Source organism: Pseudomonadota bacterium (genome assembly GCA_037200975.1).
Classification (GTDB): Bacteria; Pseudomonadota; Gammaproteobacteria; order Steroidobacterales; family Steroidobacteraceae; genus CADEED01.
Genome location: JBBCGI010000001.1, coordinates 1,083,953 through 1,100,194, shown reverse-complemented (window position 1 = coordinate 1,100,194; position 16,242 = coordinate 1,083,953). Strand labels below are relative to the sequence as shown.

The following is a 16,242-nucleotide window of genomic DNA, read 5'->3' as shown; positions in this document are numbered from 1 at the left end:
GAAGGGGGGTCACCACATGAGTCAGCGCGCAATGTCGCATTCGATGCGCTTGGTATCGAGCCGTTCAAAAACTGCGTCGATCGGCTAGGCATGTGGTTCAAGCGAATCGGGCGTCGATCGTCAAGTCAGACAGCCCGATAGAAACAATCGAAGAGGGGCCAAGAGAGATGATCAACGTCAAGAATTACACCAAGGGAAGCTTGTTCGGTTTCCTGTTCATGGCATTCGTGCTTTCCATGCTTTCGGCTTGTGGTTCGGACGACATGTCGCCCCAACTGCTTGCGGGACAGCAAGTTTCCTCGGTCGCGGTGAACAAGAATGTCGCCGCCGCTGGTTCATCTTCAAAGGCGCTTGCGGCGGTAGCCGCGCTGCCCACGCCGGCAAGCGGCACCTGGTTCGAAACGGCGTACGCCACCTGGATAGGCGCCGACGCCGGATACCGGGCTTACGTCCGGACCCTTGGCGCGTTTGACTGGCGGGATAACGCTCCGATCCAGGGCTGGCTGGTCGACTGGGAAGAAGCGGACGCCCAGCTGGTCCGCGAGGTCGACCCCGCTCGCAACACCTGGCGGGTGGATATTCCCGGCCTTCCCAGAGGCGAATACGAAATTCAGATCCGGGCTGCCGACGGCGTCGCAGTCGTTCACACGTTCGCGGGCCTTCAGACCCGGTCCTTCCCGCGTTACGGCGCGGCGTTTGTGCCGTCCAATCAGGACGTCTTCGGGTTTCCTGGAACGCACAATTTCGCGTTGAACGGCGCCATTGGTGGCTATCTACCGGACGGCAGAGAAGACCCCACCGCCATCATCACTTACGTGACTCACGAGAACATGGCGACGGCGCTGCCGGCGAACATCTTCTCGACGGGACGCGGCGCCACGGCGAATGCGAGAACACCGCTCATCGTTCGCTTCCTGGGTACGGTCGGTTCCTTCGAAACGGTCTCTACGACCAAGGCAGGCGCCGGCGCGATCGTCCCGCCTGGCGTCAACGACAGCGGTCGTTGGATCAACATCGGCACGGGCAACGGCAACGTGACGCTCGAAGGCATCGGGCCGGACGCCAACATCTTTGGCTGGGGCATGACGATTGGCGGTGCCCACAACGTGGAGTTCCGCAATCTTCGGTTCGACCAATGGTATGACGACGCCATCTTCATCGATGGCGCCAGCACCACCGTCCGGTCTTCCAACATCTGGGTGCACAACAACACGTTTGCATACGGCCAGAACAAGCATCTCGCGCTGGGTCAGGACCCTGACCAGGCGAAGGGCGACGGCGCGATCGACATCCACAATCACGCCAGAAACTACACGATCAACTACAACATCTTTGCCGGCAGCAGCAAATCCATGCTGATCGGTGGTGGCGCCACGGCCATCAGCGCGCACTACGGCACCGTTGATCACAACTGGTTCCACGGCTCGGAGGAGCGGACGCCGCGTGTGCGCAACGGCCGCATCCACGTGTTCAACAATCTGTACCAGGATATTCAGGGCCATCCGTATCACAACCAGCTGCTGGCAAGAAACACGGGTTATGGAATCGGCGCGGGTCACAACGCCAACATCTGGGCGGAAGGGAATATCTTCGACCATGTGAACTTCCCGTTCCTGCGCAGCCGCCAGGGACACGCGCGGGGTAGTCAGGTCATCAACTACGAGCCGGGCCCCGGCGAATCCGCCACCGCGAATGCGGGCTTCAATCATTTCTTTGGTGATGCGCCCGGCTTCATCATCGCGCGCGAGGCGGTAGTTGGCGGAGATTTCCCCGCCAGCGTGGCGGGTTTCAGAAGGACGACCGACTACGTCACCGGCCTCACGGACCCGGCGCTCGATGCCCTGAGGCAGGCCGCGCTCGCGCTCGAGCCCAACGTGCTCGACGCAGCGTCGCTGGTGAATTTCAACCCACTCGAGGACGTGGGTGTCGTGGTTGCAGCCGGTTCCACGACTACGAATCCGGCCATGACGACGAACCCCGCGGCGCAGCTGGATTGGTCATTCAGGCCAATCCGCACCGGAGTGTGGCCAACCGGAACGCCGGCGCAGGCAACCGCATTGCGGACCGAGATCGAAACCTTTTCGGGCGCACAGGCCTGGTTGGTTCCCGATGCGGTTCCGGCCGCCCCGCTGGTTTCCAGCGTGGTAATCAACAATGAAGTGCGTTCTGCGATCAATGCGCAGTTCACACCGGCTCCCGGCAAGATCGTCATCTACGAAAACACGTTCACGATCGAGTGGGTCAATTCGGATGTCTTGACCACCAGCTACGAAATTGAGTGGGATGGTGGATCGGGCACGTGGGCACCCATTGCCTCCGTCCCGGCAAGCGCCAGGCCGACCAGCTTCGTCACCCAGAAGCTCAATCCACTCGCCACGCCGGCGACGCTGACGCTGTTGGCAACGGCCACCAGCAGGGAAGCGATGTACGTCTTCAGAATGAGGGCGGTCAATTCCTTCGGCGCGAGCGACTGGTCGCACAACTATGTGTTGAATGGTCATACGGTGACGTTTGATGCGGCCGGCGGTTCGGCAATCGCGCCGGTAGCAGTGCCCACCGGAAGCGCAGTTGCGGTGCCCACGGCCCCGACCCGAGCCAACTTCCTGTTCGGCGGCTGGTCCGCCGGAGTCGAGTGCGAAGCGCCGTACGACTTCGCCACGCCGGTGACGGCGGACATCACGTTGTTCGCCTGCTGGGATCCGGCGCCGGCCGAGATCACCTCGTTTGTCGCCTCGCCGTCGAGCGTGACGGTGGGAACGCCGGTGACGTTGACCTGGGTTTCATCGCCGACCACGACGATCTGCGTGGGCAGCGGCGCATGGAGCGGCAACATGCCGCCGAGCGGCAGCCAGGTCGTCACGCCGAGAGCGGATGGCGAAATGACCTTCGGGCTGACGTGCAGCGCCGCGGGTGGCGATGACACGGCAAGCGTCACGGTCACCGCGGAGAAGCGCAAAGGCGGCGGTGGTTCGATGGGCTGGTTGCCGCTGGCCGGACTGGCTGTGCTGCTGGCGTCGCGTCGGCGCCGCGTTTTGCGTTCAGCGGAAGCTGCTCACTGAGTACTGATGGCCGGCGGGGCGGGGCAACCGCTCTGCCGGCCTTTCTCATGAATCATGCGATGGCACACAAAGCAGGAATCGACGTGTACGGCCTGTGGTCGATGGCGCGATCAGCATCTCCAGTTCATCCGGCCGCCGCGTATGCCCGTGCCTCTACCTATTCGACCTTCCCGTCCGGACGATTGCAGGGATTCAACGGGAGTCCGCCCGCTAGCACCCGCACGACTTCTTCTGCTGCGCGCCGGCGCAACTCGTCGAGCGAAGCGTCCGAACTGAAGGCGACATGCGGAGTGACGATGACGTTCGGGTACGCCAGCAGCGCCGGCGGAACTTTGGGTTCGGTTTCGAGTACGTCGAGCATGGCTGCACCGACTCGCCCCGATTCGAGCGCTTCGATGAGCGCATTCGTGTCTATCAAGCCACCGCGGCTCACGTTGACGAGCGCCGCGCCGCGCTTCATCGACTGAAGTCTCGCCCGATCGATCAAATGGCGCGTGGTGGCATCGAGCGGCAGATGCAGGATGATCACGTCGCTCTCGCGTACCAGTTCCGCAAGTTCGACGAACTCGACCTCGGGGGCGTCTATCGCGGGGCGGCGAGCACTGACCAGGATACGGCACCGGAATGCGGCGAGCTTTCGCGCCGTCGCCCGTCCGGTCCTGCCGAAGCCCACGATGCCGCAGGTCAGCGTCGCGAGACGCCTCAATTTTGCCGACTCGGGATTCCAGCGCCCCGCGCGGACGGCGCGATCGAACTCAGCGAGCCCGCGGGTCCAGGCGAGCACCAGACCCACTGCATGGTCGGAGACTTCTTCGAAGCAGTAGTCCGGAACGTTTGTCACCCAAATGCCGCGTGTCGTACATTCGGCGACCGCGATATTGTCGAGACCCACACCGAGACGCCCGACCATCTTCAGTTTCGCGCTTGCCGCGACGGCGATCGCGTCGACGGGTGCCCAGTTGGTCAGGATTGCTGCGGGCTGATGGATCTCCACGAGAGCGCCAATCGTTTGCGCGGATGCCGGACTGCTCGGACCGGCCACGACGCTGAACCCTGCGCTTTCGATGATGCGGCGTTCGATGTCGAGGTTGGGCCAGGCGTAGTCGGTGATCAGGACGTTTGCGGTCATCGAGTATCGCGTCCGGTTGAATCTAGGAGATGGGGCGGCCTTCGAGTGGATAGGCAGGGTCATTGTAGCCGGGTGTCGACGGGTGACCGGGTGGCACCAGATTGTCGACGAACGCCTCATCTTCCGCGCTGAACGCGTAGGCGAGTCCGCCGAGATAGTCCTCCCATTGCGCCTCGGTGCGCGGCCCGGCAATCGGACTGGTGATCAACCGGTTGTTGAGCACCCACGCGATTGCAAACTGACCTGGCGTGATGCTGCGCGCGGCGGCGTGCGCGACGATCATCTGCGCGATCGAGATGCTCTCCGAACGCCACTCGGTTTCCAACATGCGCTTGTCGCCCCGTCCGGCGCGGCTGTCCGCTTGCGGCGCAGAGTTCGACGCATATTTTCCCGTGAGCACGCCGCGTGCCAGCGGGCTGTAGGGAGCGACTCCGACGCCCAGGTGCGAGCAGACGGGCAGCTGTTCCACCTCCGGCATGCGATTCAGCGCGTTGTAGTAAGGCTGGCTCACAACGGGACGTCCGATGCCGGCGGCGTCACACAAGCGGCAGATCTCCGCGATACGCCAGGCACGAACATTGGATACGCCGAAGTGTCGTATGTGTCCCGCGCGAATCAGGTCGGCGATTGCGCCGACCGTTTCGTCCAGTGGTGTGGTCGGGTCTTCGCGGTGCAGGTAAAGGATGTCGATGACGTCCGTGCGCAGGCGCTGGAGGCTCGCACCCACCGCGCGGAACGCATGGGCGCGCGACAGTCCGCGGTCGTTTGGGCCGGGCCCCGTCGGATTGCCAAACTTGGTGGCGAGGATCCAATGGGCGCGGTTCGACGCGATTGCGCGTCCCACGATTTCTTCGGCGCGCCCTTCGTTGTAGACGTCCGCCGTGTCGATGAAATTGAAGCCCTGTTCGGCGGCGCGGCCGACGATCCTGTGCGCCGTCGCTTCGTCCGTCGGACCGCCGAACATCATCGTGCCGAGGCACAGCGGCGAAACCTTGAGGCCACTGCGTCCAAGATTGCGATAGTTCATGGGCTGCGCACGTTCCGGTAGCTAGATCTGCTTCAGGCGCTCCGCGTCCGCCAGCCTTCGTGATATGCCTCGCGCGCGTCCCGCGCGTATGGAACCGGCGCCACTTTCACGCGTATGTCGAGCTGTTTGTGACGCTCGACCGTCGTCTTGCGCGTGCCGCCGTTTTCTTCGCCCCAGGCGAGCGTAAGTACGTCGCCGACGTTGATGTCCTGGTCGACCACACCGAGCGAGAGCGCGGTGCGCTCATTGAAGCTGTATCCACCGAACATGGAATACCCGACCGTCTTGCCGCCCATGCTGACGCGGTCGTACGAGGAACTCGCGTAGTTGGCGATCGGCAGGTCGAAGGACTTGTACAAATCGCTCCCCGGCATGAAGAGCGATGCGAAGATCTTTGCCATGTCGTCCGCATTCCACGCGAACGTTACCTTTTTTCGTTGCGGGCGACCGTCTTTCACCATCTTCTCGAGCGCTTCGCGCCCGACGAATTCGTGATCGAATTTCACGAAGGGACCGTAGCCGAGTTCGTACGGCGTCAGGTAGTAGTCTTCGATGTTGTTCGAGACAAAACTGCCGCCGATCGAACCGGTGGCTTCGTAGCCCGACGCAGGCAGCCACTCGCGATACTTCTTCATCTTCTCGCCGGTGTAGACGGCGGGCAGCGGCGAGGGAATCCAGCCGGATTCGAGTGTATTGCTAGCGTACGCGCGCGAGCCGACGGGTGTCAGCCCGAACTCGCGGCCCGCTTCGAGAATGGCTTCGCGGATTTCGTCACCTTCCTCGTACGGACCCCAGAGCTCGAGACCCGGTGCGCCCGCCATGCCGTGGCGCAACGCGCGGACCTTGCGGCCTTTGACCGTGATCGCATCCATCGTGAAGAACTTCACGTCCGGAATCGGACCGCCGTTCACTTTCTCGAGCACCTTCGCGGCGTTCGGACCCTGCACCTGAAAGCGGTAGTGGCGGCGGTAGACCGCCTTGCCGCGCGGATGCGATGGCGAGCGGTCGTCGCGGATGCAGTCCACCTTGAATCCGCCCGTCTCTGCGTGGAACTGCAGCCAGTTCACCGTCGGCGCGCGGCCGACGAACAGCAGTTCATCCTTGTCGAGATAGAAAAGGATGCCGTCGCCGATGACATAGCCGTCGTGGCTCACCGGCACCATCTGCTTCGCCTTGTTGACGCCGAAGTTCGTGAAGCTGTTGATCGTCGTGTACGAGATGAGCTTCAGGGCGTCCGGGCCCTTGACGGTGAATTCCGCCATGTGATGCGACTGATCGAACAGCACCGCCGATTCGCGCCAGGCGCGTTGCTCGTCGCGCCAGTTCGAAAACTCGCTCGGCACCACCGGATACACATAGGCGCCCAGCTGCGAGTTGCGCAGCATCGTCACCGGATTGCCGGCGGACTTCAGCAGATCTTCCAGATTTCGCTCGCTCATCGCTTTCGTTCTCTCGGGTTCGGGTTTGCCGGCTTCAAATTTAAGCCAGCGCGCGACGGCGCCGATAGGACAATTCGATTCAAGCCGTGGAAGATTCGACGGTCGCGGCGTGCCGGGCGTGCCAGCGCCCGACGTTGCGGATTCCGATGATCAGCACGGCGATGGTGATCGAGATGAACACCGCATAACAAAGCGACATGGCGTTGGCGAGCGCGCGCGGACCATCGAATGCAAAGTGCGCGACAGCTGCCATGATCGTGGGCGAGGTCGCGCCGGCCACCAGATTGTTAGTCAGGTAGTAACAGGAAGTGGCCTTCCCCATCAGCCGGCTGGGCGTGAACGTGGCCAGCATGTAGCCGCATGCGATCTGCACCCCGGCCGTCGTGCAGAAGATGTAGCAACCGTAGGAGATCCACATCAGCTTGATCGTCGGGGCGTGCAGTACCAGCATCGCGGGTCCGAGGTTGAGCAGACAGCCGCCGATGGCCACCCAGAACGGCGCGGCCGGGTTGTTCCATTTGCGCTTGATGAAATCCATGAGATAGCCGACCAGGAACACCGACAGGGGAAACACGATGAGGCCGAGCGTGCCGATCGTTTTTCCGATCGTGCTCGGCGACAACCCCCAGGTACGGCCGATCGCGGCGGCGATCCAGACGTTCCAGCCCGCGAATCCGAGCGAAACGGCAATCGTCGCCGTGAAGATGACCGCGTAGATCCCGGCGTTGCGCCGCATGTGCCGGAACAGTTCCGCGAAACTCACCGGGTCGCTTTTCACCGGTGCCCGGCTTCGCGGGGGGTCGCGGGCCGACAGCAGCAGCAGCACGATGAACGCGCCGCAGAGCCCCGGAATGACGATGACGTATTGCCACGGCCGGAGGTCGCCGATAAACGGCAGCGCGGAGAATGCGCCCGCGGTTGCCAGCGCGAACACGGCACCGCCGATCAGCGCGCCGGAGCCGTTGCCGAGCATGAGCGCGGAATTGTAGATGCTGAACGCGCGGCCGCGATTCTTTTCCGCGACGCCGTCGCGCAGCAGCGAGTAGGCAGTCGGCGGCAGCGTGGATTCACCGAGCCCGAGCGCCGCGCGCGCGACGAACAACTGCGTGTAGTTTCCGGCAAAGCCCGACATGACGGCGGCGCCGGACCAAAATACCACTGCGCCCGCGAGCATCAACCGGCGGTTTATGCGGTCGGCGATGTATCCGGCCGGCACGATGCCGATGCTGTAGAGCGACACGAAGGCGAACCCGATCAACACGCTCATTTCAATGTCGGTGAGATTGAGGTCGTGCTTGATCGGCTCGACCATGAGATTGATCGCGCCGCGGTCGATGTAGTTGACGATATACGTGAGCGCCAGAACGACGACGAGATACCACTGCTGAAACGCGCTGCGCTGATCGGAACTAGGCATTGGCGACGTTGGCCGTTTTTGCATGCCAGCGGTGGATCTGGCGCACGCCGATCAGCAGCACGACGACCGCGCAGCTCACAAAGAGTGAATAACTGATCGTCATGGCGCTCGCCAGCCCGCGGGAGCCCGTGAATCCGTACTGGGCGATGAGCGCGACGATCATGGGTCCGAATACTCCGCCTAACATGTTGTTGATCAGATAGTAGAAGGACGTCACCTTGCCCATCAGCCTCCCTGGCGTGACCGTCGCGAGCATGTAGCCGCAGGCCGCTTGTACGGCCCAGGTCGAGCAGAAGATGAATAAACCGTACGCGATCCACATGGAAGCGATCGACGGAGCATGCAGAACGTACATCGCAGGGCCAAGATTGAGGATACAGCCGCCGACGGCCACCCAGAACGGCGCGGCCGGGTTCTGCCAGCGGCGTTTGATGTAATCCATCAGCGAACCGGATACAAAAGCGGACAGTGGGAAGAGGATGAGACTCATTGTCCCGACGGTCGTGCCGATCGTCGCCGGCGACAATCCCCAGGTTCGCCCCAGCGCGGCGGCGATCCACGCGCTCCAGCCGCTGGTGCCGAGCGAGATCGTGATGACGCCGGCGAAGATCGCGGCGTAGACACTGGCATTCTGCCGCAGGTACCGGAACATCTCGCCGAAGGTGGCCGGGTCGCCGGCCGCGGGAATTTTCGCGCGCGCTGGCTCGCGCACCGTCAGCAGCAGGGCGGCCACGAGAATTCCACACAAGCCGGGCAACACGATGACGAGTTGCCAGGGTCGCAGATGGCCGAAGAAGGGCATGGAAGAGAAGAAACCCTGAGTTGCGAGCCCGAAGATGGCGCCTCCAGCGAGCGCACCGAGTCCGTTGCCGAATGTGATGCCCGACTGGTACATGCTGAAGGCCCGGCCCCGATTCTTTTCCGCCACGCCATCACGCAGCAGGGAGTAGGCAGCGGGCGGCAAGGCGGATTCGCCGAGGCCGAGGCTGGCGCGCGCAGCGAAGAGCTGTCCATAACTTCGCGCGAATCCGGAAACAACGGCGGCGGCGGACCAGAAGACCACGGCGCCCGCGAGCAGCAGGCGCCGGCTGACGCGGTCCGCGATGTAGCCGGCCGGCACGATGCTCACGCTGTAGAGCACGACGAACGCGAGCCCAAGCAGGAGACTCATTTGTACGTCCGAGATCTGCAGATCGTGCTTGATCGGCTCGACGACGAGATTGATCGCCGCGCGGTCGATGTTCCCGACCACGTAGGTGAGTGTGACGACGACGACCAGATGCCACTGGCGGAACGGACTGTCGTTCGCGCTCGTCGCCGCTTGCTGGGCGCCGGTCGGACTCTGCGGCGAAGTGCTCTTGGTCGAGGCGTCAGTCGTCACGTGTATGCCTCGTTGTGGTTGAGTCCGCGGCCGTGCTCCTCAAGGCGATGACGATTCCGGCGGCCATGGTGCAACCATGACCCGGCGAAGCTACGGGCTTCGCCAAATCGGCTCCAGAGATGAATGTGCGCTTCGCCAGGACTTTTCGAACGCGGTGAACCCTCGCACCGGACGATCAGAGGAGGTCGCGGCTGGTCTCGTGAATCCGGGAAATGTGTTTGGAGAAGGCGGCCGCGACAGCCTCTGGATTGCGCATGCGCAGCGCACTGACGATGAAACGGTGTTCCTCGAGGCTCCTGGCGATGGCGCCGGGTTTCGCCATGGCAATGCGCCGCTGGTCGAGCATGTAGGAGTAGAGGTCGACGACGAACGCGGCTAACAAGCGGTTGCGGCACGCCTTGTAGATGGTGAGATGAAACTCGCGATCGCAGATGAGGAAGCGCACCGGATCGTTGCCGGCGAGCGCTTGCGCGGCGATGGAATTCTCCAGACGGCGGATCTCCTCGTCGGTCAGATGAAGTGCCGCATCTGCCACGACCGCCGTTTCCACCAGAACGCGCGCGCGGTGCACTTCGTCCAGCTGGTAGCCGTTGATCGAGCTCGGGTTCGTAATCCCGATGCGCTCAACTGCAACGTTGCCTTTGGCGACGCGGGTACGCATGCCGTGCGATACGCGCACGATACCCTCGGCGGCGAGTTGCCGTACGGCGCCGCGCGCGGTCTCCCGGCTCACCATCAGCATCGACGCGAGTTCGCGCTCGCCCGGCAGTTCGTCGCGCACCTGCAGGATGCCGGAGGCAATGAGGGACACGATCTTGTCCCGGATCATTGTCTGTGCGGTTTGCTTGTGGATCGCTCCATTGAGCGGTGAGAGCGGGATCACCGCTTTTCGGCGAGCTGCCATCGGTGTGCCTCTTGCGCGCCGGGGAGCTTACCAGTCCGGTAGAGGCGCGCGATAGGACATTCACGCGGGCCGCGTCGCGAGGATTGTTCCTCAACATCGGTTGAAATGTCCTACCGAGGCGTGCGGGATTCATACTAGATTTTCGCGATCAACAGCCGACCACGTGACGAGCAGCGAAATGAGGACGAAATGAAGCAGAAGGGAGTCATGATTCTTATGTTCGATGCGCCCGACAGCGAAGAATTTCTCGAATGGGTGCACGGGCCGCACATGCAGGACATCGGCAGGATACCGGGCGTGGTGCGGGTTCGGCGCTATTCGATCGTGGACGGACCGCCCGACCGGCGCGGATACGTGGCGGTCATCGAGACGGAAGATCTCGACGCCAGCATCGCCTACCGCAACAGCGAGCAAGGCCGTCGGCCGCAGCAAGACTCCATCGACCGCGGCGTGACCAATCGTTACGGGCTCGCCTGCCGCGAAATCTTCTCGATCAAATTCTCCTAGCCTTGCGCCACGCCACTGGACTGGTGCCCAGTCCAGTGGCAGACTCGGCTCGACTCATGGGGGTGAGCCGTGTTTGACCTGATTCGCACCGAGCCAATCAAAAGTCGTCTGAGCGCCGCTTCGGTCCACAGCCCATCCGGGCGACGACCATGAGCCACGCCGCCACAATTGACTCGGTCGGCGAGAGTGTTTCGCCGGTTCCCAGATATGCGCTGTACGGCGAGCCGGGCAGCGACTCCGGCGAGCGGCCGATCAGCATTCTTCCGCTCAAGGAGAAGCTCAAACCCTGTCGTTATGTCATCGACCCGCACATCCACCCGCATTTCGAGCAACTGGTGATCGTGCAGCGCGGCGGCGGCACGATGATGCTCGAAGGCAGTAGTTGGAAATTCCACGATCCCGCGATCCTGATCGTGCCGTCGCTCAGCGTGCACGCATTCGCGTATGAAGAAGAGGCCGACGGCTGGGTCGTAACGGTGGCCAAGAGCTACTTCCAGGAGATCACGACCCGGGCCCCGGAATTTTCGGAGATATTCAATGTCGGCGGCTGTGTCGAATTCCTCCATCAGGAGGCTGCCTATCTGGAGCTCGAACGGGTCATCGCGAAAATAGAATGGGAGCAGCGGCGCAGCGCCCGCTGTCGCGAGATTGCCACCGAGGCCTTGCTGATCGATCTGCTGGTCGGTGTGCTGCGCAAGCTGCAGGTAACCGAGTCACCGCAGGTCGCCGACAGCGGTTCATACCAGGACGCTTACCGGCGGTTCATCGGCATGGTCGAAGAGCACCACCGCGAGCACTGGAGCCTGCAGAAATTCGCAGTGGCGCTGGGTACGAGTGTGCCGCGGTTGCGCGCTGTCTGCCGCACGGTTACCGGTGAATCGCCCATCCGGATAATCAACCGTCGCATCGCACTCGAAGCCAAACGCTGCCTCACGTACACGAGCATGAGCGTTTCGGAGATCGCCTATCGGCTCGGTTTCGAGGACCCGTCGTACTTCTCCCGCTTCTTCAAATCGCGCTGCGAGCAGACGCCGATGCAGTATCGCGCCGCCAAGCAGAGTGCCCGCCGTGTGTTCGATTCGGGTCCGCTGAAGTGACGTTGCGGACGGCGGGGCCCGCCGTGAAATTCGCGGTGCTCGGCGTCGATCACATTCATATCTACCGCATGACCGAGGACATGGTCGCCGCCGGCGGCGTGCTCACCGGCTGGTGGACGCGCGGCGACCCGGAACCTGCAACGGGCGCCCTGCGGGCATTGCCCGCAAATCTGCGGCGCGCCGACTACCGCACGCTGCTCGACGACCCGGCCATCGACCTCGTACTGGTGGGCGCGATGCCGGCCGAGCGCGCGAGCCTTGCGGTCGATGCGCTGCGGTCCGGCAAAGACGTGGTGTCGGACAAGCCGGGCGCCACGACGCTCGACGATCTGGCGCGGGTGCGCCAGGCATCGGCTGCCGCCGCGCGCTTCTGGTCGGTGAATTTCTCCGAGCGATACAACATTCGCGCCGCCGCCAAGGCGACGGAAATCATCGGCACGGGCGTCATCGGCGAGGTCATCCAGACGGTCGGCCTCGGTCCGCACCGCGGGCTGCTCGATTCGCGCCAGCCCTGGTTCTTTCGCCGGGAAACGGGCGGAGGAATTCTGTGCGACCTCGCTTCGCATCAGATCGACAATTTCATCCACTTCACCGGCTCGCGCCTGCCACAGCTGGTGACGTCTGCCGTCGGGAATTTCACACGGCCCGAGCATCCCGAATTCGAAGACTTCGGCGAAGTGCTGCTGCGGTCGGAGCGCGCGTCCGGTTATGCACGTGTCGACTGGCTCACGCCGGATGCGCAGCCCTACGCGAGCGACAGCCGGCTCACGATTCTCGGAACGCACGGTACGATCGAGATCCGCAAGTACGTGGACCTCGGCGGCAGGCCGGGCGGCGATCATCTCTTCGTCGTCCATGATGCCGTGTGTGATCGAATCGACTGCACATCCGTGCCGCTGCGCCACTTCGAGGAGATCGCGCGCGATATCCGGGAGCGCAGCTCGACATCCGAACCGCAGGGGCATTCCTTTCTCGTCACAGAGCTTGCGATCCGTGCACAACAATCGGCGCAGCGTATGGGTCATCTTTCGAGTCCCGCCTGCGACCGGTAACACCCGAAGCGCGAACGCACGGCGGTCCATTTCAGCAATGGCACCTCGTCTCGGTGTTGACGCTGACTTATCTCATCGGTCACATCGACCGCGCCGCGATCAATCTGGTGGTCGAGCCGATCAAGCACGACCTGAATCTCACCGACGTGCAGATGAGTCTGCTCATCGGCTTCGCGTTCGTCGCCCTGTACAGTCTGGCGATCGTCCCTGCCGGCTATCTGGTGGACCGCATGAAGCGGCGGCTGCTGCTGTCTGGCGCCGTGTTGTTCTGGTCCATCGCTGCGATGTTTTCGGGATTCGCCGGCAACTACGGACAACTTTTCGCCGCGCGCGCAGGTCTCGGCCTCGGCGAGTCGGCGCTCGCGCCGGCGGCCTATTCCCTGATGCGCGACGGCGTCGAGGAGAAGTATCGCGGGCGCGCCTTCAGCCTGTACCAGTCGGGGATCACGTTAGGCTACGGCCTTGGCGCGCTGATCGGCGGCGCGATCTTCGGTCTCGCCTCACAGGGCTATTTTGCATCGGTACCGCTGTTCGGGCATTTGAAGCCCTGGCAACAGGTGCTGTTCATTCCGGGACTGTGCGGATTGCTGGTCGCGATGCTGCTGCTCACGGTTCGCGAAGAGCCGCGTCCAAAGGTGACGGCGCAGGGCGATGCGGTGAGTTTCGGCGAGATGTGGAGCTACCTTCGCAGCAACGCGGGCCTGTACACGGTGATCTTCGCGGGCGTGGTGGCGTCTTCGCTCGGCACGGCTGGCTGGAATGCGTGGATCGTCGCCGCGCTTGGCCGCACCTGGGGCCTGTCGCCGGCGACGGTCGGCAAGACCATCGGCACGCTCGGGCTCGTGATCTTTCCGCTGTCGGCGTTCATCGTCGGGATGCTCATGGATTTCGCCAGACGGCGGTGGAACAGGCCTGACGCGCCGTTCTGGGTCGCGATGGGCTGTTGCGTTCTCAATATCGGGCCCGCCATGCTGGTGCTGCACGCGCCGTCGCTTTCCGTCATGTGGATTGCCTACGGCTTCTTCCTTTTCCTGACGACGGCTGGAGTCCAGGCGGCGTGCGGCTACATGCTCGCGACCGTCACGCCGGGACGACTCATGGGCAAGGTGACCTCCTGTTATTACCTGACTAACAACATGATCTCCGGCACGATGGCGCCGACGATCGTCGCGGCGATTTCACAGTACGCCTTCGAAGGGCCACGCTCACTCATCAGCGCCCTGACGATCAGTTATTCGACCTTCCTGTCACTCGCGGTGGTCGTGCTGTTCCTCGGTACGCGCCAGATCAGGCTCTGGCATCGCAGGGTTCAGGACCAGCAACCGAAGGCCATCCCGATGCCGGTGCCGGCCGCGGTCCGATAGACGGGAAGATATTCCAGCCAATCGTTCTCGAGCAGATCCACGAGTCCGGCCAGCAGGATCCAGGTGAGCAGCTGGCACGTGCCGGAGATGAGCATGGCGCGCGGGATTGCGCCGAGCGTCGCGGCATCGTGCGCGAGCAAGGCATCGAGCAGACGTCGATCGATATTCGGGTCGATGCCGACATGGCTCATGCCCCCGCCGCACACCACCGCGACGCGCATGTCGAGTGATACTTCCGAAATCGCCGCGCGCAATGCCCGACCGATGCGAAAGCAGCGTCCCGGCGTCGGCACGTTCGGCGCAAACCACGTATTGAGCATCACCGGCACGACCGGAATTCGCCGCTCGCCGAGCAACTGATTGATCACGAATCCCCAGGCGAATCCAACTCCGCCGTCGGCGGGGTCGCGCGGCGCCGCGGCGACCGCCACGTCGACGTCTCGCCCGATGAGCGCTTCGGTCAGACTGTCGGCGAAAGCCGGATGGCCCGGATAGTGACGTTCGGCCGGAAGCGCCTGGGCGGCATGGATGCCGCGCCGCCACGCGGGCTGGGGGCCATTGTCCGCGCCGAGGAATAGCGCCGTGCGCCGATCGATCCCCGAATTGGTGAGTTCCGCGCCACGATAGACGGCGATGGCAGGACAGGTTGCGCCATCGAACAGTTCGGCGCGGTCATCGGCAACGACGACGACCACATCGGGATTCGCGGCGTCGAGCGCGGCCGCGATGCGCCGCAGGTGGCCGCGCGCCAGTGCGGCGCGCTGGCGGAATGCCGCGGGGGTCACCTGACTGGCGTATCGGTCCGCGGTTTGCGCGCGCAATTCCTCGTAGCTGATCGAGCTGCCGTCGCGCCGGTTCACCTTGCGCGTCATGTCGGTCTTGCAGTAGTCCGGCCAGTATTCCGGCGGAATGGTCAGCAACGGGCTGAGCGACGTTCCAGCCGCGAGAAGTAGTTTGGCCATCGATCGTGTTCGTGCCGCTTGCTACTCGCGGTCCCACGCCGCCGGCACCGGTTGCGCGCGCTGAAAGATCAACAAGCCGGCGCGGCGTGCCTGCTCTTGCGGTGAAATGCTGGCGGGGTCTTCGCGAAATTCCGGGCCCAGCGCCATGGCCTTGGCGATCGCCGGCCGCCCGGCAAGTTCCTCGAGCCAGCGTTGAACGTTTGGAAACTCGGTGAGGTCGATGTCGCGCTGACTCCAGGTCGAGGCCCAGGGATAACAGATCATGTCGGCGATGGTGTACTCGCCAGCGGCGAGATAACGCTTGCGGTGCAGGCCGAGGTTCAGCACGCCGAAGAGCCGATGCGCCTCATCATCGAAGCGCCGCCGTGCGTAGCTCAGATCGCCGTTCCCGGGCGCCGCGGCTGCGCGGCGGAAATGGTTCTGCTCGCCGAGCTTGGGACCCTGGTTGGCGCATTGCCACAGCAGCCATTGCGCGACTGCGTATTTCGCGCGCGGCGCCTGCGGCCAGAACCGTCCGGCCTTTTCGGCGAGATACATGAGAATGGCCCCGGATTCGAATACCGAGATCGGCGCTCCGCCGCCGGGCGGTTCGTGATCGACGATCACGGGCATCCGCCCGTTCGGGTTGATGCGCAGGTAGTTCACCTCGAACTGATCTCCGCGCTGGATGTTGACGACCTTGAAGGTGAAGGGCAGCGCACATTCATAAAGCAGAATGGCGGCCTTCTTGCCGTTCGGCGTCGGCCAGAAGTAAAAGTCCAACACGGCAGGTTCCTCGCTGTGCGTGCGCTCACGCGAACCATCGAAACTATGCGAGGCGGCGGCAATCCGGCCAGTCAAAAAACACCATTCCGACAGGACATTTCGCGCTCGCGCGCGTCGTGCGGGCCACGCCCGCAAGCAG

The 16,242-nt window shown here is 63.4% G+C and carries 13 protein-coding genes; 5 read left to right on the top strand and 8 right to left on the bottom strand.

Annotated elements, in window-relative coordinates; genetic code table 11:
* The first annotated feature begins 167 nt into the window (after positions 1 to 167).
* Complete coding sequence (locus tag WDO72_04850) at positions 168 to 3,059, top strand: InlB B-repeat-containing protein (GenBank protein MEJ0084984.1); 2,892 nt, start codon at positions 168 to 170, stop codon at positions 3,057 to 3,059.
* Positions 3,060 to 3,216: 157 nt separating this feature from the next.
* Here WDO72_04850 and WDO72_04845 read toward each other — a convergent pair whose 3' ends face one another.
* The 6 genes from WDO72_04845 to WDO72_04820 form a co-directional block, all read right to left on the bottom strand.
* Positions 3,217 to 4,188: a C-terminal binding protein gene (locus tag WDO72_04845; protein MEJ0084983.1), complete on the bottom strand. Its 972-nt coding sequence runs from the start codon at positions 4,186 to 4,188 to the stop codon at positions 3,217 to 3,219.
* 22 nt (positions 4,189 to 4,210) lie between these two features.
* Positions 4,211 to 5,215, bottom strand: coding sequence for an aldo/keto reductase (locus WDO72_04840; GenBank protein ID MEJ0084982.1), 1,005 nt, complete (start codon positions 5,213 to 5,215; stop codon positions 4,211 to 4,213).
* 32 nt (positions 5,216 to 5,247) lie between these two features.
* Positions 5,248 to 6,654, bottom strand: coding sequence for an aminomethyltransferase family protein (locus tag WDO72_04835; protein MEJ0084981.1), 1,407 nt, complete (start codon positions 6,652 to 6,654; stop codon positions 5,248 to 5,250).
* Between the two features lie 79 nt (positions 6,655 to 6,733).
* The gene (locus tag WDO72_04830) at positions 6,734 to 8,071 is read right to left on the bottom strand and encodes an MFS transporter (protein MEJ0084980.1); all 1,338 of its coding nucleotides are present in this window, start codon (positions 8,069 to 8,071) and stop codon (positions 6,734 to 6,736) included.
* The gene (locus WDO72_04825; GenBank protein ID MEJ0084979.1) at positions 8,064 to 9,452 is read right to left on the bottom strand and encodes an MFS transporter; all 1,389 of its coding nucleotides are present in this window, start codon (positions 9,450 to 9,452) and stop codon (positions 8,064 to 8,066) included. Before WDO72_04825 ends, WDO72_04830 begins: the two co-directional genes overlap by 8 nt.
* Before the next feature lie 175 nt (positions 9,453 to 9,627).
* Positions 9,628 to 10,356, bottom strand: a complete 729-nt coding sequence (locus WDO72_04820) for an FCD domain-containing protein (protein ID MEJ0084978.1) — start codon at positions 10,354 to 10,356, stop codon at positions 9,628 to 9,630.
* Positions 10,357 to 10,545: 189 nt separating this feature from the next.
* Here WDO72_04820 and WDO72_04815 point away from each other — a divergent pair, with 189 nt between their 5' ends.
* From WDO72_04815 to WDO72_04800, 4 genes are all read left to right on the top strand, one after another.
* Positions 10,546 to 10,863: a hypothetical protein gene (locus WDO72_04815; protein MEJ0084977.1), complete on the top strand. Its 318-nt coding sequence runs from the start codon at positions 10,546 to 10,548 to the stop codon at positions 10,861 to 10,863.
* 149 nt (positions 10,864 to 11,012) lie between these two features.
* The gene (locus tag WDO72_04810; GenBank protein MEJ0084976.1) at positions 11,013 to 11,960 is read left to right on the top strand and encodes a helix-turn-helix domain-containing protein; all 948 of its coding nucleotides are present in this window, start codon (positions 11,013 to 11,015) and stop codon (positions 11,958 to 11,960) included.
* Positions 11,957 to 13,012 (top strand): Gfo/Idh/MocA family oxidoreductase, encoded by a 1,056-nt coding sequence (locus WDO72_04805; GenBank protein ID MEJ0084975.1) that lies wholly within the window; start codon positions 11,957 to 11,959, stop codon positions 13,010 to 13,012. Before WDO72_04810 ends, WDO72_04805 begins: the two co-directional genes overlap by 4 nt.
* A gap of 53 nt (positions 13,013 to 13,065) precedes the next feature.
* The gene (locus WDO72_04800) at positions 13,066 to 14,376 is read left to right on the top strand and encodes an MFS transporter (GenBank protein ID MEJ0084974.1); all 1,311 of its coding nucleotides are present in this window, start codon (positions 13,066 to 13,068) and stop codon (positions 14,374 to 14,376) included.
* Here the strand turns inward: WDO72_04800 and WDO72_04795 are convergent.
* Positions 14,322 to 15,338 (bottom strand): hypothetical protein, encoded by a 1,017-nt coding sequence (locus WDO72_04795; protein MEJ0084973.1) that lies wholly within the window; start codon positions 15,336 to 15,338, stop codon positions 14,322 to 14,324. The genes WDO72_04800 and WDO72_04795 overlap by 55 nt on opposite strands.
* A gap of 21 nt (positions 15,339 to 15,359) precedes the next feature.
* Positions 15,360 to 16,103: a glutathione S-transferase N-terminal domain-containing protein gene (locus WDO72_04790; protein ID MEJ0084972.1), complete on the bottom strand. Its 744-nt coding sequence runs from the start codon at positions 16,101 to 16,103 to the stop codon at positions 15,360 to 15,362.
* Positions 16,104 to 16,242 lie beyond the last annotated feature (139 nt).